Annotated in this window: 26 protein-coding genes; 11 read left to right on the forward strand and 15 right to left on the reverse strand. The window is 65.4% G+C overall.

The genetic code is table 11. The features are described 5' to 3' along the window. Positions 1–213 precede the first annotated feature (213 nt). The 3 genes from O3297_RS08650 to O3297_RS08660 all read right to left on the reverse strand — a co-directional run bounded on the left by O3297_RS08650 (position 214) and on the right by O3297_RS08660 (position 5,098). Complete coding sequence (locus O3297_RS08650) at positions 214–3,291, reverse strand: efflux RND transporter permease subunit (protein ID WP_305048384.1); 3,078 nt, start codon at positions 3,289–3,291, stop codon at positions 214–216. Beyond that, the gene (locus O3297_RS08655; protein ID WP_305048385.1) at positions 3,288–4,394 is read right to left on the reverse strand and encodes an efflux RND transporter periplasmic adaptor subunit; all 1,107 of its coding nucleotides are present in this window, start codon (positions 4,392–4,394) and stop codon (positions 3,288–3,290) included. Before O3297_RS08655 ends, O3297_RS08650 begins: the two co-directional genes overlap by 4 nt. An 83-nt stretch (positions 4,395–4,477) precedes the next feature. Beyond that, positions 4,478–5,098, reverse strand: a complete 621-nt coding sequence (locus O3297_RS08660) for a TetR/AcrR family transcriptional regulator (RefSeq protein WP_305048386.1) — start codon at positions 5,096–5,098, stop codon at positions 4,478–4,480. A gap of 92 nt (positions 5,099–5,190) precedes the next feature. Here O3297_RS08660 and O3297_RS08665 point away from each other — a divergent pair, with 92 nt between their 5' ends. Continuing rightward, positions 5,191–6,666 carry an efflux transporter outer membrane subunit gene (locus tag O3297_RS08665; RefSeq protein ID WP_305048387.1) on the forward strand — a complete coding sequence of 492 codons (1,476 nt, stop codon included), beginning with the start codon at positions 5,191–5,193 and terminating at the stop codon, positions 6,664–6,666. A 14-nt stretch (positions 6,667–6,680) separates the two neighbouring features. On the opposite strand, the gene O3297_RS08670 is transcribed toward O3297_RS08665, so the two are convergent. Then, positions 6,681–7,076, reverse strand: coding sequence for a helix-turn-helix domain-containing protein (locus tag O3297_RS08670; RefSeq protein ID WP_070280625.1), 396 nt, complete (start codon positions 7,074–7,076; stop codon positions 6,681–6,683). Between the two features lie 162 nt (positions 7,077–7,238). Between O3297_RS08670 and O3297_RS08675 the strand changes: the two genes are divergently transcribed. From O3297_RS08675 to O3297_RS08690, 4 genes are all read left to right on the forward strand, one after another. Continuing rightward, complete coding sequence (locus O3297_RS08675; RefSeq protein WP_305048388.1) at positions 7,239–7,811, forward strand: FMN-dependent NADH-azoreductase; 573 nt, start codon at positions 7,239–7,241, stop codon at positions 7,809–7,811. 108 nt (positions 7,812–7,919) lie between these two features. Next, positions 7,920–8,207 (forward strand): putative quinol monooxygenase, encoded by a 288-nt coding sequence (locus tag O3297_RS08680; RefSeq protein ID WP_070256952.1) that lies wholly within the window; start codon positions 7,920–7,922, stop codon positions 8,205–8,207. A gap of 78 nt (positions 8,208–8,285) precedes the next feature. Then, the gene (locus tag O3297_RS08685) at positions 8,286–8,858 is read left to right on the forward strand and encodes a hypothetical protein (protein WP_176375792.1); all 573 of its coding nucleotides are present in this window, start codon (positions 8,286–8,288) and stop codon (positions 8,856–8,858) included. Next, a complete protein-coding gene (locus O3297_RS08690) occupies positions 8,858–9,592 on the forward strand; it encodes a hypothetical protein (RefSeq protein ID WP_305048389.1) in 735 nt (244 codons plus the stop codon). Before O3297_RS08685 ends, O3297_RS08690 begins: the two co-directional genes overlap by 1 nt. An 83-nt stretch (positions 9,593–9,675) precedes the next feature. On the opposite strand, the gene O3297_RS08695 is transcribed toward O3297_RS08690, so the two are convergent. From O3297_RS08695 to alkB, 7 genes are all read right to left on the reverse strand, one after another. After that, positions 9,676–10,119 carry an Imm70 family immunity protein gene (locus O3297_RS08695; RefSeq protein ID WP_305048390.1) on the reverse strand — a complete coding sequence of 148 codons (444 nt, stop codon included), beginning with the start codon at positions 10,117–10,119 and terminating at the stop codon, positions 9,676–9,678. A 55-nt stretch (positions 10,120–10,174) separates the two neighbouring features. After that, complete coding sequence (locus tag O3297_RS08700) at positions 10,175–12,634, reverse strand: penicillin-binding protein 1A (protein ID WP_305048391.1); 2,460 nt, start codon at positions 12,632–12,634, stop codon at positions 10,175–10,177. Positions 12,635–12,707: 73 nt separating this feature from the next. Next, positions 12,708–13,103 carry a hypothetical protein gene (locus O3297_RS08705; RefSeq protein WP_099387958.1) on the reverse strand — a complete coding sequence of 132 codons (396 nt, stop codon included), beginning with the start codon at positions 13,101–13,103 and terminating at the stop codon, positions 12,708–12,710. Continuing rightward, positions 13,100–13,918, reverse strand: a complete 819-nt coding sequence (gene blaOXA / locus O3297_RS08710; RefSeq protein ID WP_034786430.1) for a class D beta-lactamase — start codon at positions 13,916–13,918, stop codon at positions 13,100–13,102. The genes O3297_RS08705 and blaOXA overlap by 4 nt, the downstream gene beginning before the upstream one ends. Positions 13,919–14,005: 87 nt before the next feature. Further along, a complete protein-coding gene (locus O3297_RS08715; protein ID WP_305048392.1) occupies positions 14,006–14,173 on the reverse strand; it encodes a hypothetical protein in 168 nt (55 codons plus the stop codon). 33 nt (positions 14,174–14,206) lie between these two features. Beyond that, a complete protein-coding gene (gene folE2 / locus O3297_RS08720; RefSeq protein ID WP_305048393.1) occupies positions 14,207–15,118 on the reverse strand; it encodes a GTP cyclohydrolase FolE2 in 912 nt (303 codons plus the stop codon). A gap of 91 nt (positions 15,119–15,209) precedes the next feature. After that, positions 15,210–15,872, reverse strand: coding sequence for a DNA oxidative demethylase AlkB (gene alkB, locus O3297_RS08725; protein WP_305048394.1), 663 nt, complete (start codon positions 15,870–15,872; stop codon positions 15,210–15,212). A 94-nt stretch (positions 15,873–15,966) separates the two neighbouring features. On the opposite strand from alkB, the gene O3297_RS08730 reads away from it, so the two are divergent. Then, a complete protein-coding gene (locus O3297_RS08730) occupies positions 15,967–16,437 on the forward strand; it encodes a heme-degrading domain-containing protein (protein ID WP_034786432.1) in 471 nt (156 codons plus the stop codon). On the opposite strand, the gene O3297_RS08735 is transcribed toward O3297_RS08730, so the two are convergent. From O3297_RS08735 to O3297_RS08745, 3 genes are read right to left on the reverse strand one after another with little or no spacing between them, the layout of a single operon-like run. Continuing rightward, positions 16,434–17,126: an aspartate/glutamate racemase family protein gene (locus O3297_RS08735; RefSeq protein ID WP_305048395.1), complete on the reverse strand. Its 693-nt coding sequence runs from the start codon at positions 17,124–17,126 to the stop codon at positions 16,434–16,436. The genes O3297_RS08730 and O3297_RS08735 overlap by 4 nt on opposite strands. 17 nt (positions 17,127–17,143) lie before the next feature. Beyond that, positions 17,144–17,899, reverse strand: a complete 756-nt coding sequence (locus tag O3297_RS08740; protein WP_070256933.1) for an SDR family NAD(P)-dependent oxidoreductase — start codon at positions 17,897–17,899, stop codon at positions 17,144–17,146. Next, positions 17,874–18,608, reverse strand: coding sequence for a GntR family transcriptional regulator (locus O3297_RS08745; RefSeq protein ID WP_305048396.1), 735 nt, complete (start codon positions 18,606–18,608; stop codon positions 17,874–17,876). The genes O3297_RS08740 and O3297_RS08745 overlap by 26 nt, the downstream gene beginning before the upstream one ends. A 136-nt stretch (positions 18,609–18,744) precedes the next feature. On the opposite strand from O3297_RS08745, the gene O3297_RS08750 reads away from it, so the two are divergent. Together O3297_RS08750 and O3297_RS08755 are read left to right on the forward strand one after the other, a co-directional pair. Further along, positions 18,745–19,185 carry a thioesterase family protein gene (locus O3297_RS08750; RefSeq protein ID WP_205412592.1) on the forward strand — a complete coding sequence of 147 codons (441 nt, stop codon included), beginning with the start codon at positions 18,745–18,747 and terminating at the stop codon, positions 19,183–19,185. Between the two features lie 153 nt (positions 19,186–19,338). After that, positions 19,339–20,703: an amino acid permease gene (locus O3297_RS08755; RefSeq protein WP_070256931.1), complete on the forward strand. Its 1,365-nt coding sequence runs from the start codon at positions 19,339–19,341 to the stop codon at positions 20,701–20,703. Positions 20,704–20,785: 82 nt separating this feature from the next. Here the strand turns inward: O3297_RS08755 and O3297_RS08760 are convergent, their stop codons facing one another. Then, on the reverse strand, positions 20,786–22,402 hold the full coding sequence (locus O3297_RS08760) for a hypothetical protein (RefSeq protein ID WP_305048397.1): 1,617 nt from the start codon (positions 22,400–22,402) through the stop codon (positions 20,786–20,788). A gap of 256 nt (positions 22,403–22,658) precedes the next feature. Between O3297_RS08760 and O3297_RS08765 the strand changes: the two genes are divergently transcribed. The 3 genes from O3297_RS08765 to O3297_RS08775 all read left to right on the forward strand — a co-directional run bounded on the left by O3297_RS08765 (position 22,659) and on the right by O3297_RS08775 (position 24,946). After that, a complete protein-coding gene (locus O3297_RS08765) occupies positions 22,659–24,002 on the forward strand; it encodes a diguanylate cyclase domain-containing protein (protein ID WP_070280651.1) in 1,344 nt (447 codons plus the stop codon). A 48-nt stretch (positions 24,003–24,050) separates the two neighbouring features. Then, complete coding sequence (locus O3297_RS08770; protein ID WP_305048398.1) at positions 24,051–24,434, forward strand: hypothetical protein; 384 nt, start codon at positions 24,051–24,053, stop codon at positions 24,432–24,434. A 68-nt stretch (positions 24,435–24,502) separates the two neighbouring features. Continuing rightward, on the forward strand, positions 24,503–24,946 hold the full coding sequence (locus O3297_RS08775) for a DUF411 domain-containing protein (protein ID WP_305048399.1): 444 nt from the start codon (positions 24,503–24,505) through the stop codon (positions 24,944–24,946). Positions 24,947–24,996 lie beyond the last annotated feature (50 nt).

The following is a 24,996-nucleotide window of genomic DNA, read 5'->3' on the forward strand; positions in this document are numbered from 1 at the left end:
CAAGCAACAAGAAATAAGAAACAAGCAAACCTGCAAACCACGAAACGGCCCAAGTCAGGGAGACAGGCTCCCCGGGCCAAGCGGGCCTGAAAAATGTCGAGGGCAAGGCGCAGCGACGCAGACAGTACGCACGTACGGCAAGGAAGCTGCAACGCCGCCATCGGCATTTTCTCAGGCCCGCGTCTCCGGCCCGCTGTTTCAAGCTCTACACCCTTAGGGCTGCGCCACCACCTTTACCTGCGGCCGTATCCGGAACCAGATCGCATACATGGCAGGCAGAAACACCAGGGTCAATACCGTTCCGGCAAACGTACCGCCGATCAGGGTGTAGGCCAAGGTGCCCCAGAAAACCGAATGGGTCAACGGTATAAACGCCAGGATGGCCGCCAGTGCCGTGAGGATCACGGGACGCGCGCGCTGCACGGTCGCTTCAACCACGGCATCGAACGGCGCCAGGCCGGCCACTTCGTTCTGGTGGATCTGGCCAATCAGGATCAGGGTATTGCGCATCAAAATGCCCGACAGCGCGATCAGGCCAACCAGCGCATTGATGCCGAACGGCTGCTGGAACAGCAGCAAGGTGGGCACCACGCCGATCAGGCCCAGGGGACTGGTGAGGAGCACCATGACCATCGCCGAGATCGAACGCACCTGCAGGATGATCATCAGCAGGGTCAGCGCCAGCATGATGGGAAACAGCGGCAGCATGGCTTGCATTGCCTTGGCCGATTCCTCGATGGAGCCAGCCTGCTCGATGCGGTAGCCGGCTGGCAGCTTGTCGATGACGGCTTGCAGGCGGGTCGAAATGGCGCCCGAAACGTCCGGCGGCTGCAGGCCGTCGGCGATGTCGCCGCGCACGGTGATGGTCGGCTGGCGGTCGCGCCGGCGCATCACGGGTTCTTCCGAGCGCACCTCCACCGTCCCCACCTGCGACAGCGCGATGCGTTCGCCATTCGCGCCGGCCAGGGTCAGGTCGGCGATGCGCGCCGGATCCAGCCGCACGTCGCCGGCCGCGCGCGCCACCACCTGCACCGTGCGGATATCTTCGCGCACGGCGGTGACCGGCATGCCGCTGAGCAAGAACTGCAGTTGCTGCGCCACGGCGCCGGACGTCAGGCCCATCGCCTGCAAGCGCTCCTGCTGCAGGCTGAAATACAGGGTCGGCGTGCGCGTGCCCCAGTCGGTATTGACGGTGCGCATCATGGGACTGGCCTGCATCACGCGCTGCACCTCGCCGGCAATGCCGCGCAACACCGCGGGATCAGGGCCGCTGACCCGGTAGGCGACGGGGAACGGCGAATACGGGCCGAACACCAGTTGCGTGACGCGTACCCTGGCCTCGGGCGCCAGCCCGGCGGCCACGGCCACGCGCAGGCGCTGCTTCAGGGCGTCGCGCGCGTGCTGGCTGTCGGTGCGCACGACGATCTTGGCAAACGACGGGTCGGGCAATTCCGGGCCCATCGCCAGGTAAAAGCGCGGCGCGCCCTGGCCGACATAGGCCGTGACGATCTTCGCCTCGGGCTGGCCCGCCAGCCACGCTTCGACCCTGGCCGCCGCGCCGCTGGTCTGCCCGATCGCGCTGCCGTACGGCAGTTGTACTTCGATCAGTACTTCAGGACGGTCCGAAATCGGAAAAAACTGCTTCTTGACGATGGCCATGCCCAGCACGGCCAGCACGAACAGCCCGATCACTGTGCCGAACACCAGCCATTTCCGGGCGATCACGCGCCCCAGCAGCCGGCGAAAGCGGTGGTAGCGCGGCGTGTCATACAGGCCTTCGTGGCCGCCGGCGACCTGTTTGAGCTCGGGCAGCAGCTTCACGCCCAGGTAGGGAGTGAACACCACCGCCACCACCCACGAGGCGATCAGGGCGATGCCGACGATCCAGAACATATTGCTGGTGTATTCACCGGCGCTGGAGCGGGCAAAGCCGTTGGGCATGAAGCCCACGGCCGTGACCAGGGTGCCCGCCAGCATGGGCGCGGCCGTGTGGCTCCAGGCGTAGGCGGAGGCGGCGATGCGGCTGTAGCCCTCTTCCATTTTCACGACCATCATTTCGATGGCGATGATGGCGTCGTCCACCAGCAGGCCGAGGCCCAGGATCAGGGAACCGAGGGTGATGCGGTCAAAGTTCTTGCCGGTCGCCGCCATCACGATGAATACCACCGCCAGGGTCAGCGGCACGGCGGCGGCCACCACGATGCCGACCCGCCAGCCCATGCTGATAAAGCACACCAGCATCACCACCAGCAGCGCGGCGAGGAACTTGAGCATGAATTCGTCGACCGCCGCGCCGATATTGACGGCCTGGTCGGTGACCTTGGCCAGGCTCATGCCCAGCGGCATGGCGGCGCCGATGGCCGTCACTTCCCCTTCAAGCGCCTTGCCAAGGTCCAGCCCGTTCCAGCCGTCGCGCATGACCACGCCCAGCAGCAGCGCCGGCTCGCCGCCATTGCGCACCATGAAGCTGGCCGGATCTTCCTGGCCACGGCGCACGGTGGCGATATCGGACAGGGTCAAGGTGCGCCCCTGTGCCACCACGGGCGTATCGCGGATCTTTTGCAGCGCATCGAGCGCGCCCTCGAGGCGGATGAATACCTGCGGCCCGCGCGTTTCCACCGAGCCGGCCGGGCTCAAGGCATTCTGGCCGTTCAGCGCGGCGAACACGTCTTGTGCCCGCACGCCCAGGGTGGCCAGGCGCTCCTGAGAAAACTCCACGTAGATGCGTTCGGCCTGTTCGCCGATGATATTGACCTTTTTGACGCCAGGCACATGCAGCAGCCGCTGGCGCAAGGTTTCCGCCTCGCGCACCAGCAGGCGCTGCGGCTCGCCTTTGGCTTTCAGTGCATACAGGGCAAAGGTGACGTCGGCGTATTCGTCATTGATCATGGGACCGATCACGCCGGCCGGCAAATTGGAAGCCTCGTCGCCGGCCTTCTTGCGCGCCTGGTAAAACTCGGCCTGCACCTGCTCGGGCGGCGTGCCGTCGAGCAGGGTCAGTGTCGTGAAGGCCAGGCCTGGCGTGGTGTAGGTCTCGGTCCGGTCATACCAGCGCAGCTCCTGCAGGCGCTTTTCGATCTTGTCGGCCACCTGGTCCTGCATTTCGCGCGCGCTGGCGCCTGGCCAGGCCGTGACGATGGTCATCACCTTGACCGTGAAGGCCGGATCTTCCGCGCGCCCCAGCTTGAAGAACGACAGCAGGCCGGCCAGCGAAATGAGGCAAATCAGGAACAGGGTGACGGAACGCTCGCGCACGGCCAGCGACGACAGGTTGAAGCCGGCCGCGCTCATGGACGCGCTCCGGCGCCAGCGGCCATTGGCGCCTGCTCGACCCTGACCCGTTCGCCCTGATGCAGCAGATGGGCGCCCAGCGCGACGATGCGCTCGCCCGCCTTCAGGCCACTGACGTCAGCGCCGTCATCGTGCAGCCCCTGCACCTTCACGGGCCGCCAGCTGACTTGGGCCGGCACACCGGCGATGACCCACACGCCCTGCCCCTTGCCCCCATCGTACAGGGCCGCCAGCGGCACTTGCATGGTGCCGCTGGCCGTTTGCGCACCGGGCAGGCGCAAGGTGACGGTGGCGCCCAGCGGCGCGCTTGACAGCGCCGCGTCGAGCACATAACGCGCCTCGAATGTTCGCGTTTGCCGGTCCGCCGTCTGCGACAGCTGGCGCAAGGTGGCCGGCACGCTGGCGCCCGGCCGGCCGAACAAGGTAGCCTGGCCGGTGGAGCCGAGCGCGGGGCGCACGGTTTCCGGCAGCTGGATCGCCGCTTCGCGCCGGCCGTCATGGGCCAGGCGCACCACCACCTGCCCGGCCGCCACCACCTGGCCCGGTTCAGCCAGGGTATCCATCACGACGCCGTCGGCGTCGGCCAGCAGCACCGCATAATGCAGCGCATTGCGCGCCACCCCGGCCTGGGCTTCGGACGCCTTGAGCTGGGCGCCGGCCGCCTCAGCCGCCGCCCTCACCTGGTCGTAGTTGGATGCCGAAATGGCGCCGGTACCGCGCAAGTCGCGATAGCGCGCTTCTTCGTCCGCCGCCTGGCGCGCGCGGGCGCGGTCGGCCTTGACGGACTCCTGCCGCGCCTGCGCCAGCAGCTGCAAGTCGTCGGCGTCGAGGCGCATCAACGGCTGGCCGCGGCGCACGGACTGGCCGGCGTCGACCAGCCGTTCGCGCACCTTGCCGGAAACGCGAAAACCGAGATCGCTCTGCACGCGCGGCGCGACCACGCCCGTAAAGCTGCGCGCGCCCGGTTCGGCGCCCTGCACCGCGACGGCGCGCACCAGCGGCGTGGCGGTGCGCGGATCGGCCTGCGCCTTGTCGGCACAGGCGCTCAAAGCCAGGGGCAAGGTGGAGATGACTACAGATGAAGCGAGGCGGCGCCAGCGCATAAGAATCCCATGAACGAGTGATCAGGGCTCTCATTCTGGTACCAGTGACCAAATAAGTCAATGGTCACAATCTGACTGGAAGGTTATGGCGACAGGCTGCGCAACACCAGGCTGGACAGTTGCACCACCGCCGTTTCGCTGCTGTCGACGCTGTGTTGCAACAGCAAGGGATTGACGTAGGGGCGCATCACCAGATAGATCGCGCTGGCCGTCTCGTCGAGCGGCGTCTTGCGTTCGAAGTCGCCTGTCTGGCGCCCTTGCTGCAAGATATCCTGCAGCAGGGCGCCCATCGCCAGCTCGTAGGCCTGCACGGCTGGCCAGCGCTCGGTGGCGGCCGAGGCGGCGATATCGTACAGCTTGCGGTCCTGGAAAAACAGCCGCAAGCTGGCCTCGACGCTGGCCCTGAACATGCGCCGCAGCTGCTCTGGCGGCCGCTCGGCCGCCGCGACCGCGCTTCTTACCTCGGTTTCGATCTGGCGCAGGCAGCTGGCGCAGATATGCTCGCCGATGGCCTGCTTGGATTCGAAAAACTTATAGATATAGGCCTTGGAAAAGCCGATCGCCCTGGCCAGGTCGGAGACAGTCGTCTTTTCATAGCCGTAGCGGCTGAAGTAGTCAGTGGCGGCGGCAACGATCTGGTCGCGCACGTCGTGGCCGGCGGGGCCGCGCGCAGGGCTTGGTGCATCGGGTGTAGTGGAATTCATGGCGACAGCTTAACGCGCCGCGCCGGAATGCACAATAAGTGACTAATGTGTATTATAGTCACACATTATTCTCTCTTGAACTGGAAGACCCCATGTCATTGCCGTGCCTGCGCCTCCCCTCTCTGCTGTTCGCCGCCGGCCTGGCCGCTGGCTGCACCGCCGGTGCCGATTACCGCCGGCCCGAGCTGCCGCATGCGGCGCAGTATCCGCACCGGGCGGCGCTCGGCGCGCGCGCGGGTGCCAACACCGCCGACGCTGCCGAATGGCGGCAGTGGTGGACGGCCTTCGGCGATCCGCGCCTGACCCATCTGGTGACGGTGGCGCTGGCACAAAACCTCGACCTGGCGCAAGCGCAGGCCAGGGTCAGGCAAGCGCGCGCCGCCACCGGCGCGGCCGACGCAGCGCTGCTGCCGTCGGGCAGCCTTGGCGGCCAGGCGGCGCGCGCCTACCAATCGGTGCAGACGCCGCTGGGCCAGGTCCTGGACGCGACGCCAGGCCATGATCGCGCCGGCAGCGCGCGCGAATTGAACCTGCAGGCGTCGTGGGAGCTCGACCTGTTCGGCGGCCTGCGCCGCGAACGCGAAGCGGCGCGCGCCGATTACGAAGCCAGCGAGGCGGGATGGGCTGCCACGCGGCTGGCCGTGGCGGCGCAAACGGCCGACCTGTACCTGTCCATCCAGGGATTGCAGGCGCGGCTCGACCTGGCGCATCGGCAGGTCGACACGGAGGCGGCGCTGCTGGAGCTCGCCACGCTGCTATATGACAAGGGATTGCTGAACGAGCCGGCGCTGCGGCAAGCCGAAGCGTCGCTGGCGCAAGCGCGCGCCGTCGTGCCCGGCCTGGACACGGCGCGCGAGGTGGCGCTGCATGCGCTCGATGTGATGCTGGGCGCCGCACCCGGCACCTATGGCGATGAAATGGCCGCGGCAGGGGTAATGGCGCGCGCGCCGCGCATAACGGCCGATGGTGCGCCGGGCGAACTGCTGCGGCGCCGGCCCGACCTGATCGTCGCCGAACGGCGACTGGCCGCGGCCAGCGCACGCACCGGCGCGGCCGTCGCCGAGTATTACCCGAAACTGAGCCTGGGTGCCCTGCTTGGCAGCGCCACGGCCGGTGGCGCCCTGTTCGGCAGCGGCTCCGGCCAGGCCGCAGCCATGCTGGGCCTGCGCTGGCGCCTGTTCGATTTCGGCCGCATCGATGCGCAGATCGAGGCTTCCCGTGGCCGGGAAGCCGAGCTGCTGGCGGCCTACCGGCTCGCTGCGCTGCATGCCGCCGAAGACGTGGAAAACGCCTGCTCGGCCCTGTTGCGCCACGAAGAACAGGCCGCACTGCTGGCGCAAAGCGTGCAAGCGTTTGAGCGCGCCCGCGCCGCCGCGCTGGCAGCCTACGAAAAAGGCGTGGTCAGCCGGCTCGATGTGTTGCAAGCCGACACCAGGCTGCTGCGCGCAGCGGACGCGCGCGCGCAGGCGCAAACGGCATCGGCGCGCGCTGCTGTCGCCACTTACCGGGCGCTGGGCGGCGGCTGGCAGGCACCGCAGGCCGCAACAGAAGCGATGGCAGCCAGGTAACTCATCGAGCTGGCTTAGTCGTCGGCTGGCAACTGCTTCGCTGCCTTGGCATCAAACGCCAGCCGCGCCGCATCGATGGCGTCGCGGTGGCCATGGGCCCAGGCGCCCAGCGCACTGATGGGGATCAGCAGCGAGCGGCCCAGGTCCGTCAAGGCGTAGTCGACGCGCGGCGGCACGGTGGGGAACACGGTGCGCGTCACCAGGCCGTCGCGCTCGAGCCCGCGCAGGGTCAGCGTCAGCATGCGCTGGGAGATGCCGCCGATCAGGCGGCGCATCTCGTTGAAGCGCTTGGTGCCATTGCCGAGCAATATCACCACCATCACGCTCCATTTGTCGCCCACGCGCGTGAGGATGTCCGTGATCGGGCGGCAGGAAGCGGCCACGCCCGCATGGCCGCCTTCGTCGCGCATGCGCCGTTCCAGCTCCGCCCCTTGCGCGGCGGCGTCGCCAATAGTCACATCCGTGTGCCCCAGTGTGGAAAAAGTGCCTTCTTGTGCGTTCATTTGATAGTCACTATATTTAACTCGGTTACAAAAACATACCACCCGATCATACCACCCAAGAAGGCCCACATGAACATCCTGCACATCGATTCAAGCATCCTCGGCGAGCATTCCATCAGCCGCCAATTGTCCGCCGCCATCGTCGCCCGCCTGCAAGCGGCCGCGCCTGGCGCCACCGCCCAGTACCGCGACCTGGCCGCGCAACCGTTGCCGCAATTTACGGCAGCCCCCAGCGCCGCCGACGGCGCAGTGCTGGCCGGCGCGCTGGAGCAAGTGCTGGCCGCCGACGTCATCGTCATCGGCGCGCCCATGTACAACTTTGCCATCCCCAGCCAGCTCAAGTCGTGGCTCGATGCGCTGGCCGTGCCCGGCAAGACGTTCCAATATGGCGCCAACGGCCCCGAAGGTTTGTTGGGCAGCAAGCGCGTGATCATCGCCTCGACGCGCGGCGGCTATTACGGCGCCGACACGCCGATGGCGGCCCTGGAACATCAGGAAAGCCATCTGCGCGCCTTCCTCGGCTTCCTCGGCGTCACGCAGATCGAGATCGTGCGCGCCGAAGGCGTCAAGGTCAGCGACGAAGCCCGGGCGCAGGCGTTGACGGGCGCCTTCGAGCAGATCGGCGCACTGCAAGCGGCCTAAGGAGTGCCAGCTGCGCCGCAAGCCGTTGCGGCGCAGCCCCATGGTGGCCGGCCGGCAAGGAAGCGCCAGATGCGCTAAGCTGCCGGAACCCCAACCACAAGGACCACCATGACCCTGATCGTCGTCGCCACCATCGATGCCCAAGCCGACCATATCGACGCCGTGCGCGCCGCCCTGGAAGCCGTCGTGCCGCCCAGCCGCGCGGAAAGCGGCTGCCTGCGCTACGAACTGCACCTCGACAACAAGATTCCCACGCGCTTCATCATGCTGGAAGAATGGGCCGACAAGGCGGCCCTGACGGCGCACTATGCGACACCCCACTTCCTGACCCTGGTGGCCGCCACCGAGGGCAAGGCCGTCAAGATCGACGTGGCGGAATTGAGCAAGCTGAAGTAAGGCCGGCGCGCTGCGCTAGCGCGTGGCCAGATTGAAAAGTTGCCATCTATAATATGGCAACTTTTCTTTATGGCCATCATGACACCATTTACCAAGATACGCGGCGCCGCAGCGGCAGCCGCCTTGACTCTCTGCATCAGCGCCTCGGCGCAATCTTCCCTCCCCCTGACCAAGCTGGTGGGCGAATACAATCTTGCCTCGTCGGCGACCGTGCCGGCCAGTACCTGGGGCTATTCCAAAGGACGCATTTCGGTCAAGCAACTCGATGAGCGGCATCTGCTGATCGCCCTGTCCTGCGAATGGAAACGCGAGCCGAAGGCCGTCTGCGGCGACTATTTTTATGCCCAGCAGCGCGACGACGGCCTGTACCTGCAAGACATGAATACCTTCGCCATGCGCCTGTACTTCGACCCGGCCTCGCGCAAGCTCACCATCATTTCGCGCGGCGCCGATGCCAAGCAAAGCGTGCGGCATGACGTGTTCGCCGCCACGACGGCGCCCCTCACGGATCCCGCTTTGGTACGGCGCATGAAACGCGAGCTGTCGAATGCCGACAGCAAGGAAAACCGGCGCGTGTTCGGCCCCTACACCAAGTGGGACTACCAGGAAAACCGCATCGAGTTCCAGCGCCAGGACTTGACGGCGCCGTGATGTCGCGCCTGATCCAGCCCCTGCGGCGCCAGCTGCTGCGCCTCGCCGGCGCCCTGCTATGTTCGCCCGTGCTCGCGCGCGCAGCCGACGGCGGCGGCCTGCCCCGCGCCGTGCGCCAGCGCATCCTGGCCACCCTCGACGCTCCGCTGCCCAAGGTGCTCAATGTGCACCATCTGGCGTTGATACGGCGTTTCAACATCGGCTGGTCGCCCGTGGAAAGCGGCGCGCCCATGCTCAATCCGGCCTACCCGCTGGGAAAAGGAGACGCCCTGGAACTGGCCATGCAAGCCATCGCCAGCAAGGATGCGGCGCTGGCCGCGCAGCGCCTGATGGAAGCGGCACTGCTGCTGCCCCACTTCGTGCAGATGGCCAGGCTGAAGCCGGGCAGCTATGCCAACGGCAAGGCGCCGTTCACGTTTACCACCCGGCACCTGCAACTGCTGCGCCAGCAGTCGTGGCTGCCGCTGGAAATGCTGGGCATGGCGGCGGAAGACTACCTGGGCGAAGGCTGTTGGCCCACCCCGTCCGTCGACGGCAAGCGCCCGTACGGAAACTTCACGAATTACCCGGTGGAAATGGCGCAAGCACTGGGCCTGCCCGTGCACCGCCAGGCCGACGGCAGCCTCGTCATCCGGCCCGCGCTGGAAGCGGAACTGGAAGCGCTGCACCAGCAGACCATGCCGGCGCTGCAAGTGTTCGTGCGGGAAGCGGGCTTGAGGCGCAATACGCTGTAGACCGGCCATTCCCGCCATGACACTCACGCATGGCCATGCCGCGGCGGCCGTCCGGGAGTCAGCATCTCCCGGCCTGAGGCTGGCTAGTCGGGATAGTAAAATGGAGGAATGCCATCAAACGGGATAATCTCCAGCATCCCGCCAAGTGCGGCCAGCGCCGCTACGCAGCCGGCCATCTCGTCGAGCAGACTCCGGCCGGCCGTCGTCGCATGGTAATTTGCCATGGACGTCACGTTGGGGCCGATGGCGCTCCCCCAGGGCGGTTCCTTCGCACGGTCATGCATATCCCAGACGACTTCCGTCGGCGCCAGCGCGGCAAGGCCTCTCTTGATGGCCTGCATTTGCAGGCAGGCAGCCGGCGCATCTGCGGCGTCCAGCCTGCCCTGGTAGAGTTTTTCCATGATATGCGGAAACCGTGAACCCCAGCGGCCGTCTTCCAGGTGGACGGCCACCGTGGAAAACAGGGAGTAAAACGCATTCTCGAAGCCAATCTCAGTGATGACACTGCCGTGTTTGAATGCAATCATCCGCATGGCTCCCGCTATCAGTCGCTATCAATAAAACGCCACAACACCCCGGTGCTCAGCCTTGCGGCGCCGGCACTGGAGCGGGCTGCGGTGCCGGGGCTGGCGCCGGCTCCGGCACCGCCTTGCCATGCGATTCCTGTCCGCCGTCGCCTTCGGCCGGCATTGCCAGCGGCGCCGGCGGTGCGCCCTCTTGCAGCAAATCGCCGGGCTCTTCCACCGGTTCATCCTCGGGCTCTTCGACCGGCTCGACATGGCGCAGCGGCGGTGGCGGCTTGCCGCCGGGGAAGATGGCGTCGCGCGACAGCTTGCCCGTGTCGAGCGCCGTCTTGAAGAAGTCGCCCACCACCAGCACGGCGTTGTGGCCGCCCTGGCCCCAGTAATTGCTGCGCATGGTGACCCGCGCGTCATTGAAACCGACCCAGGCGCCGCCCACCAGTTCCGGGTGCATCAGGATAAACCAGCCATCCGCATTGTTTTGCGTGGTGCCGCTCTTGCCGGCCACGTCGGAGCGGATACCGAAGCGGCTGCGGATGGCCGTGCCCGTGCCACGGTCGATGACGCCGCGCATCATATCCGTCAAGGTAGACGCCGATGCTGCCTGCATGGCGCGCTTGGGCTTGTCTTCGCCAAAGCGGGCGATGACCTTGCCTTCGCGGTCGGTGATGTGCGTGACGACAAACGGCAGGCGGGCTTCGCCCTGGGCCGCGATGCTGGCGTAGGCGTTGACCATTTCCAGCAAGGTGACGGGACTGGTGCCCAGCGCCAGCGACGGCACTTTTTCCAGCTTGCTGTCGCGGATACCGAGCGCGCGCGCCAATTTGATGATGGGCGGCAAGCCGACGTCCTGCATCACCTGCGCCGTGATGGTGTTTTTCGAGTAGACGAGGCCGTCACGCATGGTCATGTCGCGCCCCGTGGTGCCGCTCATGTCCGTCGGGCGCCATATCGTGCCGTCGGCCGCCTTGATATCCATCACGGCGTCGCGGTAGACGTGCTCGGGACTCAAGCCCTTTTCCAGCGCGGCGCCATACACGATGGGCTTGAAGGTGGAGCCGGGCTGGCGCGCCGCCTGCGACACATGGTCGAACTGTTCGCGCGCAAAGTCGCGGCTGCCCACCCAGGCACGCACGGCGCCCGTGGCCGGATCCATGGCCGTAAAGCCCGCTTCCAGGCGCGTCTTCGACTTGCGCAGGGCCGCCATGAAGGCGCGGTCGCCTTTCAGTTGCGCCAGCGCGTCGTCCGGCGTGCCGCCGGCGGCCGTCAGCTTGCGGTAGTCGCCCGACTCGCGCACGAAGGCGTCCAGCAGGGCCGGATGCGATTTCCAGAAATAATCGAACGGCACGCTGCCGCCCTGCATGCCCGCGTACATGCCTGTCGAGGTGGACGACGGCACGCCCGCGCGGCTCCATTCCACGTCGGCAATCGCCTGCAAGGCATTCGCCTGGCGTTCGACGGCGCGCTCGGCCGCCTGCTGCAAGTCGTAATCGAGCGTGGTGTGCACCACGAGGGCGTCGAGTTCCAGGTTGTAGTCGTTCTCGTCGGCCCATTGGATCAGCCACTTGCGCACATAGGCCGTGAAATGGCTGTCCGATTGCGCCCGTTCGCTCTGGCGCTCGAAATGCAGGCGCAGCGGGCGCTTGATCAACTGTTTGTAGCGCGCCTCATCGATGACGTCATGCTTGCGCATCTGCCCCAGCACCACGTTGCGGCGTTGCAGCGAGCGTTCGGGATTGCCGACCGGATTGTAGTAATTCGTCCCCTTGAGCATGCCGACCAGGGTGGCGCTTTCCAGGATATCGAGGCGCGAGGCGGGCTTGTCGAAATAGGTGCGGGCCGCCATCTCGATGCCGTAGGTGTTGTACAGGAAGGGTACGGTGTTCAGGTACGCTTCCAGGATTTCCGTCTTGCTGTAGGTGGCCTCGATCTTGAGGGCCGTGATCAGTTCCTTCAGCTTGCGGTTCAGGTTGCGCGAGCGGCCGATTTCCTCGGGGAACATATTGCGCGCCAGCTGCTGCGTGATGGTGGAACCGCCCTGGGGATTGCCTCCCGCTGTATGCAGGATGGCGCCCGCCGTGCGCGTGAAGTCGATGCCGTGGTGGTCGTAGAAACGGTGATCTTCCGTCGAGATCAGCGCGCTGATCACGTTCGGCGAAATCTGTTTCAAGGTGACGCGTTCCTGCAAGCCCTGGTCGAAGCGGGCCAATTCCTGCCCATCCGCGCTGACCATGGTGCTCGGCGCGGCCGCGCGCGCCTGGCGCAAGTCGTGGATGCTCGGTGTCAGGGGAATCAGCAGCAGCATGTATGCAGTCAGCAGCGCCAGCACGGCCAGGAAAGACCATAAGGCCAGCACCAGCGCGCGCCGCACGGGCGGCAAGGTCATCAAATGCGCGCGGCCGCGCCGGTACAGCGCCACCGCCCTTGCCCACCCCGCACGCGCCACGCGCCATGCCTGCGCGCGCGCCCATATGAATGCCTGCCGTGCTTTTTCCTGAAACTGCTCCATGCCTGATGCCATGCCTGTACCTTGTCTGATGCCGGAAAATCCGTTTCAGCAAGTATATAGGGCGGGCAACAAAGCGGGCCGGAATTTACGGCAGGCAAGCATCCAGGCGGGCCAGGGTGATGCCGACATAGGCGCCAATGCAGCGCGCGTCATGCGTTGTAAACGGGTTTTCCAGCTGCAACAGGCCGCAGTCGCAGATGACGGGATCGACCTGGGTCACGACGCCCAACGCCAGGTAGCGCCAGCCATCGAGGCGCTGCAGGCGTTTTTCTTCACCCGGGTTGGCGCGGAAGATGGTGTCCCAGTCATCCATCTCGCCGGGCATGGGCCACAGTTCGAGCTGGACGTGCGCGCCGGCGGCCATCTGCCCGCCACCGAACTCGTCCATCACGTGCAGGCGCTGGCCGCCCACCTCGATGACGGCTTCCAGGTACTCGCCCTCGGTCGCGATGAAGGTGGCGGCGACGATGCTGGCCGTCACTTCTGCGCCTGCTCCAGCAGGGCCGGCAATTCTTTCAGCATGGCTTCGCGCGTGCGCAAGCCCGCGGACTGCTGGCCTTTCTGCTCGTCCTGCACCAGGCGCGCAAAGACGATGCTGCGCTCGCCCTTGCTGGCCCAGCCCACGAACCAGCCGTAGCCATGCGCCTCGTCGAAGCTGCCGTCGGCCTTGCGCGGGAATGCCGCGCCCGTCTTGCCATGCACTTGCCAGCCGTCCACGTCTGCCAGGCGGGTCAGGCGCTGGGTTGCTTCCATCGCCTGCTTCGTCACGGGCAGCTGGTAATTGACCAGCTTGCGCAAGAAACCCAGCTGTTCCAGCGGAGAGATCTTCAGCGAAGAGCTGATCCACGAACGTTCCAGGCTGTTGTCCTTGCCCGGGTCGCCCGAGACGTCTGCATTGCCATAGCGCAAAGCCTTGGCGTATTTCTGGAAGCGCTCGGCGCCCAGCGCCTGCGTGATCTGCTGCGAATACCAGACGACGGAATACTGCATCCAGCGCGACGGATCCGTATCCTGGCGCCAGGCTTCGCCGCCCCAGTCCACGTAGCCCTGGCGGTACGGCAAGCTGGGCTTGTGCTCGTCCTTGAGGAAGCCGGCGTCATAGCCCATCAGGCTGAGCGCGATCTTGAACGTGGATGCGGGGGTGACGCGGTCGAGGCAATTACCCTCTTGCAGCAGGACGGCGCCCGTCTTGGCGTCCGCCATGGCGGTGCAGATGGTGGCGGCCTGGGCTTGCGAGGCGGCCGGAATGGCGCCTGCCAGGCCGAGGATGAACGGGAACAATGCGCGATATTTCATGAGCCTCCGGGGTTGGGGGAGAAGGACAAAGCGAAATTGTACCGGGCAGCGCGGCGCGATGCCAGCGATGATGACGTCGCCTTGATTCTAGCGCCCTGCCAGCCCGCCCGGCGGGCGCTCCCGCTTCAGATGTTCCTCCTCCAACTCGTCCATGCCCAGCTTTTCCTCGTCGATCAGCGTATGTTCGCGCCGCTCCCGCTCCAGTTCCTCTTCCAGGCTGCCCTCGTCAGGCTCCCGCTCGATTTTCTCCGGCATGCTGTCCTCCTCGACGGTGATTGGGTGAAAAGCTCAGGCAAGCTTGCCCGCCTGCGCCACGGCATCGTGCGGATGCAGGCTTTCCATATGCCGCACGCTAACGCTGGCCTGCGCATACCTGAGCACCAGCGCCGCCTGCACGCGGCGGGCCGCGTCTTCCACATACATCAGATTAGCACCATTCAGGCGCGCAAACGCCTGTTCGTCCGCCCGTTTCACGGCTGTCTGCAGCGGCGTCGCCAGCGCCGCTTCCACCAGGTCGATCAGGGGGAACAGGTCCAGCTCCGCCTGCTGCGTCAATGGCACGGTGACCGTTGCCGTGCTGCGCTGGCTGTGCGGCGTAGCCAGGCTGGCGTGTTCCTGCAGCCAGGCGCGCGCGGCCGCGCCGTCGATGCCGCCCGCGCCGAACTGCGCCGCAAAGGCGTCGGCCAGCAGTTGCCGCGACAGCGCCGCCGAACACGGACAGGTCGACGAGTAGCCGATCTCCACCGTCAGGGATAGCGCAAAGCCCTGTGGCGAACAGCTGGCCTGCAGGCGCACGGGATACGATTTCCAGCCCGACAGTCCCGCCGTCAGCAGCGCCGGCTGGCGCCGCAGCAAGGGAAAGGCCAGTGCCATGCGCGCCTGCGTGCTGCCGCAATCGGCGTGACTGTCCACCATACGCCGCAGCACGGCGGCCAGGCCCCCGGCATCGAGCGGCTGCGCGGCGGCAAACGCATCGAGCAGCAGGTACAGGCGCGACATGTGGATGCCCTTCACGCGCGGGTCGGGTAAATCCACGTGCACGTCGGCCCAGGCATGCACTTGCTGGGCCTGCCCGCCCTCCTCCAGCCACAGCGGCAAGGCGATGCCCTGCATGCCGACCCACTCCAGCGGCAAGGGACTGCCCAGATGGGGGCCGGCCGCCACGTCGGGCAGGGGCGAGGAAATCGGATCGCGCTTCATGTTGGTGGCTCCATATGCAAACAAGTTGCATATCATGGAGAAAAACAATCACATTTGCAAGCAACTTGCATTAATGAGGCAAATGGGCAGATCAGCTAGCCTTGCGAAACGTCAAATTGATGCGCTGCGGACCCAGCACCGCGTGTTCACCCTCCTTCAGTGGCGCCACGCCGTGGAAGCGCAGGCGGTCGGTGCCGCCCCACACCACCACGTCGCCATGCAGCAAGCCGATGCGCGCAGCCTTGTCGGCCCGCTCCGCCCCGCCGAACAGGAAGGTGGCGGGCAAGCCCAGCGAGACGGAAACGATGGGCGCGGTGAAATCGCATTCATCGCGGTCCTGGTGCAGGGCCATGCGCGCACCGGGCGCATAACGGTTGACCAGGCAGGCATCGGGAGCAAAGCCCGGATAGCCGGCCGCCAGCGCCGCCTGCTGCGCCAGGCGCAGGAACACGGGCGGCATCGGCGGCCAAGGCAGGCCGCTGGCCGGATCGAGCCGCGCATACCGGTAACCGCGTCCATCCGTGACCCAGCCGAGAGGGCCGCAATTGCTCATGGCAACGGACATGCGCAAACCGCCCGGCGTGGCCATGTGGCGCAGGGGCGCCGCCAGCACGATGGCGTCCAGCGCCGGCAGCACCTCGTCCAGATACGGCAGCGCAAAACCGCGCAGCAGCACCGAGGCGGAAGAGCCAGGCACCAGCGGCGCCGGCCCGGCCGGGGCCTGGTCTTCATCGGTAAACAGGGACAGGTTCATGCGGCCTATTTTAGCCGCGCCACGGAAAAAGCGCGCGCGGCTGCCCCGTGGTGCGCTACAGTAGCGCTTCCAGCCACTACTACCCGCCTCCACGATGGATCATTACGCCGATTTGCTGCAAACCCTGGCGCAACAGGAAGAATCCCTGCAATTCGAACGCTTCGACAACGACGCCGCGCTGGCCGTGGGCCTGTGGATCGTCGAGGAAGTGCGCAAGCGGGGCAAGGCCGTCACCGTCAACATCACGCGCAACGGTCAAATCCTGTTCCACCACGCCATGACGGGCGCCACGGCGGACCAGGCGGACTGGATACGCCGCAAGAACAATACGGTACAGCGCTTTTGCCGCAGCTCCTACTACATGGGCATCTCGTATAAAAGCCGCGGCAGCACCTTCGAAGACGTGAAATACCTCGATGACATTGAGTACGCGGGCCACGGCGGCGCCTTCCCCCTGCTGATACGCGGCGTGGGACTGGTGGGCACGGTGACCGTCTCCGGCCTGGCGCAAGCCGACGACCACGCACTGGTGGTGGCCGCGCTGCAGGCGCAGCTGGAACGCTAGGTTTCCAGCGCCCGGCGCAAGGCGGCGCGCGCCAGCAAGCGCGTGGAATCGAGCGTCGGCAGCGGCGAATTGGCATCGCTGATGATCAGCGGGATTTCCGTGCAGCCGAGGATGACGGCGTCACAGCCCTGCTCCCGCAAGCCGGCAATGACGGCCTGGAAGCGCGCCACGCTGTCCCCCTTGACCACGCCCGGCACCAGTTCTTCCATGATGATGCGGTTGATCTCGCTGCGCTCGTCCTCGCCGGGCCGCACGCAGGCGATGCCGCGCGCGGCCAGCCTGTCCGGATACACGGCGCTGTCGATCAGCCAGCGCGTTCCCGTCAGGCCCACCCGCCGGACACCGCGCGCCGCCGCTTCGCTGGCCACGACGTCCGCGATATGCAGCCATGGCAGCGGCGAACGGGGCGCCATCAGCTCGAATGCCTGGTGGATGGTGTTGTCGGGGCAGATCAGGAAATCGGCGCCGGCGGCGGCCAGCTTGCGCGCCGATGCCAGCATCAGTTCGGCCACGCCTGCCAGGTCGCCCCCGTTCAGGCAATCCACGTAACGCGCCAGCGACGGCGTGTGCATCGATACTTCCGGGTGTTCATATGCCCCCAGCGCATGCGCGCCCTCTTCGCAAATCGTGCGGTAGCACAGGGCTGCGCCTTCGGCCGAGCAGCCGACGATGCCGATATGCTGTGTCATGCGATCTTCCTTTTCAATTAAATACGCTGGCCGCCGTCGATGGGGATTTCCGCGCCCGTGATATATGAGGCGCGCTCGCTGCACAGGAACTCCACCAGGTCGGCCACTTCGGCCGTCGTGCCCAGGCGGCGCAGGGGAATCTGCGTGTCGACGATGTGCGAAGTGCCGGGCGACAGGATGGCCGTATCGATCTCGCCGGGCGCGATGGCATTGACGCGCACGTTCAGCGGCGCCATGTCGTTGGCCATTTCACGCGTCAGCGACGCCAGCGCCGCCTTCGAACTGGCATAGGCCGAGCCGGCAAACGGGTGCACGCGGTAGCCGGCGATCGAGCACAGGTTCACGACAGCGCCATGCGCATTCGACAATTCCTGCGCGAAGCCGCGCGTCAGGGCCAGCGGCGCAAAGAAATTCGTGTTGTACATTTCCTGCCACGTCTGCATGTCGGTGGTCAGCGAATTGACGCGCGAGCCGCCCGGTCCCTTTGGCGACACGCCCGCATTGTTGACCAGGGCATGCAGTTTCGAGTCGCCCAGCATGGGACGCAGCGTCTCGACCATCTGCCCGATCTGGCTCAGGTCCGACAAATCCATGCATACATGCGTGTTGTGCTCCTGGCTGCGCGGGCAGCCGCCGGGAATCGGGCTGCGCGAGACGGTGATGACCCTCCACCCCAGGCTGCGGAAGCGCTCCGCGACGGCGTGGCCGATGCCGCGGCTGGCACCCGTGACGATGGCGGTTTTCTGTTCAATCTTGTGCTGGATGTTCGTCATGTTCTTCCTCGTCGTGTTCTTGTCCGGTTGCGCCGGCGTGGATGCGCTCCTGGCGCATGACATAGGCCAGCATCTGCGTCCCGCCGTCGAGAATGTCCTGTTCGATGGCGCGCCGCGCGGCCGCGCTGTCGCGCTGGCGCAGCGCGCTGATGATGGCGTGGTGGTGGCCCACCCGCATGTCGGGCGAAAAACTGGCGTAGCCGGCGGCGATCAGGGGCGCCGTCTGCATCCACAGGTGGTCGACGAAGCGTTTTAAGGTCGGCATGCCGGCCGCCTGCGCCAGGCCTAGGTGAAACGCCTGGTTGCATTGCAGGGCCGCCGCCAGGTCGTGCCGCGCGATGGCCTCTTCATTCGCCTGCAGCAGGCGTTCCAGGTCGGCCAGGGTGGCGCCGTCGATACGCTGCGCCGCCTCGGCCGCGCCCAAGCCTTCCAGTTCCAGGCGCAGCGCGCGGATTTCCAGGTAGCGCGCCACGCTCAGCACGGGCACGCGGAAGTCGCGCGGCGAGCGCAGCACCAGCGCCTCTTCCTGCACCAGCTGCAGCATGGCGTCGCGCACGGGCGTGACGCTGGTGCCCAGCTGCAGCGCCAGCTCGCGGATGCGCAGCCGGTCATTCGGCTGGAAGCGCCCGGCCGCCAGCGCTTCGCGCAGCATGGCGTACACGGACTTGCCCAGGTTGACGTGCACCAGACTGTCCAATGGCTGGTTCATGCGTTTTTTTGACCCTTGAAAAATTATGATGCATCATACATCAATGTGAAAAACAGTGTTTTTTCATGCGTGTGCCAGAGACAGGAAGCGCCGCCAGACCGTACAATCAGCCGCCACCGTATCGAAAGGAATGCACTTGAACTGGGATTATCCGCACGCCCATACCCTGCCCGTCACGCCCGAACCGGGTGACATCGACGGTTTGCAGCACACGAATAACGCCGTCTACGTGCGCTGGTGCGAGCATATCGCCTGGCACCATTCGGCCACCCTGGGGCTGGACCTGGACGATTACCGGCGCCTGGACCGGGCCATGGCGATACGTCGCGGCGAATACGACTACCTGCTGCCGACGCGGGCCGGCGAAGCACTGACGCTGGCTACCTGGCTGTGCGCCAGCGATGGCCGCTCCAGCATGGAACGGCGCTTCCAGCTGATCCGCGACAGCGACGGCGCCACCGTCGTGCGCGGACGCTGGGAATTGATCTGCATCGAATTGAGCAGCGGCCGCGCGCGCCGCCTGCCGCCCGAGTTCCTGGCCACGTACGAACCGGCCATCGTCGCGGCCGGCGCATGAACGCGGACGCCCGGAGCGCCGTTTTGCGCGCCGTTCAGCGAAGATGCGGGGCTTTTCTTGCGCCTCCGCAGTGCAACATGCATTTCGCTCCTGATTTGCCCGTTCATGCTTTAGAATCAGCGACCTCAGCCCCGTAAAAACAGGATAAAACATATGACGGCAGTCGGGATTACCGAACCACAAGAGCTCAAGCGCGGCCTGAAAAGCCGCCACATCCAGCTCATCGCCCTGGGCGGCGCCATCGGCACCGGCCTGTTTCTGGGCATCGCGCAAACCATCAAGATGGCCGGCCCCTCTGTCCTGCTGGGCTATGGCATCGCCGGCGTCATCGCCTTCCTGATCATGCGCCAGCTGGGCGAGATGGTGGTCGACGAACCCGTCGCCGGCTCCTTCAGCTATTTTGCCGACAAATACTGCGGCCACCTGCCCGGCTTTTTGTCGGGCTGGAATTACTGGGTGCTGTATGTGCTCGTCAGCATGGCCGAACTGACGGCCGTCGGCATCTACGTGCAGTACTGGTGGCCGGGCGTGCCCACCTGGGTTTCGGCGCTCATCTTCTTTTGCGTCATCAACGCCATCAGTCTGTTGAACGTCAAGGCGTTTGGCGAGATGGAATTCTGGTTCGCCCTCGTCAAGGTGGTCGCCATCATCGGCATGATCGTCTTCGGCGCGTACCTGCTGGCCTCCGGCGACGCGGGCCCGCAGGCGTCGGTGGCCAACCTGTGGCAGCACGGCGGCTTCTTCCCGAATGGCTGGCAAGGCCTGGTGATGGCCATGGCCGTCATCATGTTTTCGTTCGGCGGCCTGGAACTGGTGGGCATCACGGCGGCCGAGGCGGACGATCCGAGCACGACGATTCCACGCGCCACCAACCAGGCCATCTACCGCATCCTGATTTTCTACATCGGCGCGCTGGGCATTTTGCTGTCGCTGTACCCGTGGCAAAACGTCGTCACCGGCGGCAGCCCGTTCGTGCTGATCTTCCATGCGCTCGACAGCAACCTGGTGGCCACGGCCCTGAACGTGGTGGTGCTGACGGCCGCCCTGTCCGTGTATAACAGCGGCGTGTATTGCAACACGCGCATGCTGTTCGGCCTGGCCAAGCAAGGCAATGCGCCGCGCGCGCTGCTGCACCTGAACCGCCGCGGCGTGCCGCTCGTCGCGCTGGGCGTATCGGCCCTGGCGACGGGCGCCTGCGTGGTGGTCAATTACTTCATGCCGGGAGAAGCGTTTGAAGTGCTGATGGGACTCGTGGTGTCGGCGCTGATCATCAATTGGGCCATGATCAGCTGGATCCATTTGCGCTTCCGCGCGCAGAAAAAAATCGAAGGCAAGACGACCTTGTTCCAGAGCCTGGGCTACCCGTTCACCAACTACCTGTGCCTGGTCTTCCTGGCCGGCATCCTGGTGATCATGTATCTGACGCCGGGCCTGCGCATCTCCGTCTACCTGATACCCGTGTGGCTCGCCGCGCTGGGCGTCGGCTACTGGATCAAGCAAAGCAAGGCCAAGGCATAGGCTGCTTGCGCCGTATCAAGCTGAAGCAAAAAAGCCCGTCTTCGCAGGAAGACGGGCTTTTTGCATTGGGCGCTGCCTATGTTCAGGCGGCCTGGCCCGTCTCCGGCAGCACATCGGCTTGCCACAGGCTGATGGTACGGCCCGCATACGATTGCAACAGCACGTCATCGCTCAAGGTCAGCAACGCCTGCTTGCGCTGCTCCAGGCGCGCCTCGGGCGTCATCTCCTTCTCGCCCGACTTGTACGGTCCCAGCACGGGCAGCAAGTCGCGCAGCACGGAATAATTGCCCGGCGTGGTCTTGTCCGATTCCAGCTTGCCCAGGAAATACTTCATGACGCGCTCGGACTGGCTACCCTCCTGCCGCAAGCTCGCCTTCACCATCTTGCCATCCTTGTAGGCCACCTGCGCATCGCTGCTGGCCGTATCCTCGATCTGGTGATAGGTATAGTTCTGCGATTCCGTGTTGTCCATCAGGCGCAGCGGCACGCCGGGAACGAGCGTCTCATGGAAGCTGGCGCTCAGCTTCGATTGCTGTTGTTGCCTGATTGAACGCTCATCCTGGCTGGCACCGGTCTGCGCCGTCTTCTGCGACACTTCATAGTTGAAGCCATCCTTTTCCGCGCTGCGCATGGGATTGCTGAATTTCACGGCTTGCGACACGGAGGCGCTGAAATCCGCCAGCCCCGTCAGGATGGACTTGTCCTCGGCCGCCAGGCGCCACTTGCCCGTCTCGGGATTGTCCGTGGCCACTTGCGGCGCGGCGGCATTGCTGTGCAAGGCCGTGAAGCTATCCTTGAGCATGGCCACCAGGCCCGCGTCGCCATGGCCGCGCGATGCCGCCTGGTCGAACTGCTTCATATAACTGTCCACGGCCTTGGCTTGCCGCTCCTTGCTGCCCAGGGTATTGAGCTGACTGGCGTCGACCTTCAGGTCCAGGCTGCCGGCCACGCCGCTGAAGCTGACCTTGCGCTGCGCGCCATCGGCCTGGAAATCCAGGGTCTGCACACTTTCCGGCTCGCCCCGCACCTTGACTTCCGCATGCAGCTTCACCGATTCGAGCACTTGCTGGTCGAACTGCATCAAGCCTTCCAGCTTGATTTTCGGCGTACTTTGTCCCATGCCGTCAATGGCTTCCTGGAAACCCTTCGCCAGATCGCCCAGGGCACTGGCTTCAGCATCGCTGAGGTCGCCGCTGGTCGTCATGTTCACGGCCAGGCCGTCGCCCTGGCTGTCGAGCGACAGCTTGACTTCCACGCCACTCTTGGTCGTGATGCTGAGGGAAACCCGGTCTTCGCCATTGCCATGCAGGCTGCCGGGCGCGATGCCGGATGCGCCATAGATATTCGGCGTGGTGCTCGGTGGCGGCTGCCGCATCGCCTGCGAGAAATTGTAGTTACCCAGCTTGGCCTGCCCCAGCATGGCTGCACCCAGGCCGCTGAAGCGGCCGCCAAACGCATACGAGGAAAAACTTTTCGTCATGGCCTCGCTCACCTTGTCGCGTGTCGCGCTTTCCCACACCATCGGCGGTTTGACGAACGCTGCCGGCTTGCCGTCGTTCACGCTCTCCGGGCTGAGAGCAACGATGGCAGACGACGAGGAGGCGGGCGACGGCGCTGGGGCCTCCGTGCGGTTCGACGTGGCTGCGGAAGCCCGTGACGGGGCGCTGTTCCAGCTTGACAGTGGAGAAATGGAGGTCATGGGGCTGTAACCTTACTAGTAGCGAGAAGAGGCATCATAAGATATCGATATGTTTAGTTTTTTTGCAATTTCCTGACGCCAGGCAAACCTTGCGTCACGTTTCTGGCGTGATGGCAAGTACTGCATGGCAATACTGCATTAACGGCAAGAAACGGCAAAGCATGAGCGTCGGGGAAATGAAACATTTTCATGCCGCTGGCCTCGTTGGCTCCCAACAAGTTCAATCACAGCAGGGAATGTCCATTAAAATGCCACTATGGAACACAAGATTCTGCGCGCGCCGCTGGCCAGCTTTACCGACTTGTTGCTCGATGCCGTGTGCATGGTCGACGTGGAGGGGCGCTTTGTCTTCGTCAGCACCGCCTGCGAACGCATCTTCGGCTACACACAGCAGGAAATGATCGGCAAGCGCATGCTCGACATGGTCGCTCCCGCCGACCGCGCCCGCACCCTCGCCGCCGCGCAAGCCATCATGGATGGCCATGCGCAGACGCACTTTGAAAACCGCTACCTGCGCAAGGATGGCAGCCTGGCGCACATCATGTGGTCCGCCCGCTGGTCCGCCGCCGACCAGTTGCGCGTGGCGGTGGCGCGCGACATCACCTTGCTGAAACAGGCCCAGGCAAAGCAGGCCGCGCTGTACGCCATCTCCGAAGCCATGCAGGCGACGCAAGACTTGCCCGCCCTGCTGCACCGCATCCAGCTCATCATCGGCGAACACTTGCCCGCGCGCAGCCTGACCTTGCTGCTGCATGACGAACACGGCATACAGCCTCCCATGACTTCCCATGCCGAGGACAGCGCGCCCCAGCCAACGTCGTCCCTGGCCAGCCTGCTGTGCGACGAAGTCCTGCGCAGCGGCCGTCCCCTGCGTCTGCAGGCGGGACAACTGGCTGGCCTGCCGGCGGCGCTGCAAACGGCGGCCTGCGCCCTGTCCTCGTGCTGGCTTGCCGTGCCGCTATATTCCTCCATGGGCAGCATCGGGGCGCTGGCCTTGCAGGGCGGCCAGGATGCCGTCATCGGCACGGAGCAAGACCAGGATTTGCTGCAATTTGTCGCCAAGCAACTTGCCACCGCCATCGAGCGCCGGCAGTTGCAGACGCAGATGCAGTTCATGGCCATGCACGACGAGCTGACCCGCCTGCCGAACCGCCGCCTGTTCCACGACCGCCTGCACACGGCCTTCGCGCGCGCGCACCGCCAGGAAGGCCGGCTGTCGCTGCTATTCCTGGACCTCGACAACTTCAAGCGCGTCAATGACGACCACGGCCATGCCTGTGGCGACCTGCTGCTGCAAACGGTGGCGAGCCGCCTGCGCGATTGCATGCGCGAAACCGACACCCTGGCCAGGATGGGCGGCGATGAATTCGTCGTGCTTCTGGAAAGCAATACCGCGCCGGTGGACGTCAGCCTGATCGAGCAAAAGATCCATGCGGCCCTGGCCACGCCGCTGCACCTGGGCAACGGACAGCAATTGCAGATCGCCGTCAGCATCGGCGTGGCCCACTATCCGGAAGATGGCGACACCATGCAACTGCTGCTGCGCCACGCCGACCGGGCCATGTATGCCTCGAAGGTGCTGGCGGCCGCCTCGCGCTAGCGGCCGCCAGCTCCTGGCGATAGTGCCCCTATGCTATACTTTTCGGCGATGCTAAGACTCTTCAAAACATGGCTGATCTTGCTGCTGATCATGACGGTGCCGCTGCAAGCGGCCGCCGCGGGCGCGACGCGGCTGTGCGCGCCGCTCGCTGCCTCGCCTGCCACCGCGATGACAGCGGCTTGCCAGCATCATGCTGCGCTGTCCGCCATGCCGGACAGCGCCAGCACCCCGGAAGACAACAAGACCCCTGCCAAGCACCCCGCGTGCGGCGCCTGCGCCGGCTTTTGCCTGGGCGCGCTGATGCCGCCTTCCCTGGCCCTTCCTGCCGCCGCCTGCACCGGCGCGCAACAAGTCACCATCGCCACGGCCACCTTGCTGGCGGGATTCATTCCCGACGGCCCGCGCCGGCCGCCGCGACCGCTTTCCGCTTAAATTCCAAGCTCGTCCCAAGCAGGCCACCAAGGTGGCCACGATAACCTTACTGCGTCTGAAAGCAATACATGATCAAACATTTCTTGGTGCGCGGCGCCTTCGCCGCCATGCTGGGCCTGCCCACGTTCGCCATGGCAGCCCTGCCCATCATTGAAGTCTACAAGAGCGCCTCCTGCGGCTGCTGTTCCGCATGGATCAAGCACCTGGAAGCGAACGGTTTTACGGTACGCGCGAAGAATGTCGAGATGCCGGCGCAATACCGCAAGCTGGCCGGCATTCCCGACGCGCTCGGTTCCTGCCACACGGGCCTCGTCAACGGCTACGCCATCGAAGGCCATGTGCCGGCCAGCGAGATCAAACAGTTGCTGCGCGAGAAACCCAAAGCCAAAGGCCTGGCCGTGCCGGCAATGCCGATGGGCTCGCCAGGCATGGAAGGACCGCGCAAGGATGCGTATGACGTCTTGCTGGTCAAGAGCAATGGCAACACCGAGGTCTACAAGCACTACCAATAACCCTGAGGGGAAATGAAAAACGCCGCCGGAATCGCTTCCGGCGGCGTTTT

The sequence above is a fragment of the Janthinobacterium sp. SUN128 genome (genome assembly GCF_030587275.1).
Taxonomy (GTDB): domain Bacteria; phylum Pseudomonadota; class Gammaproteobacteria; order Burkholderiales; family Burkholderiaceae_D; genus Janthinobacterium; species Janthinobacterium lividum.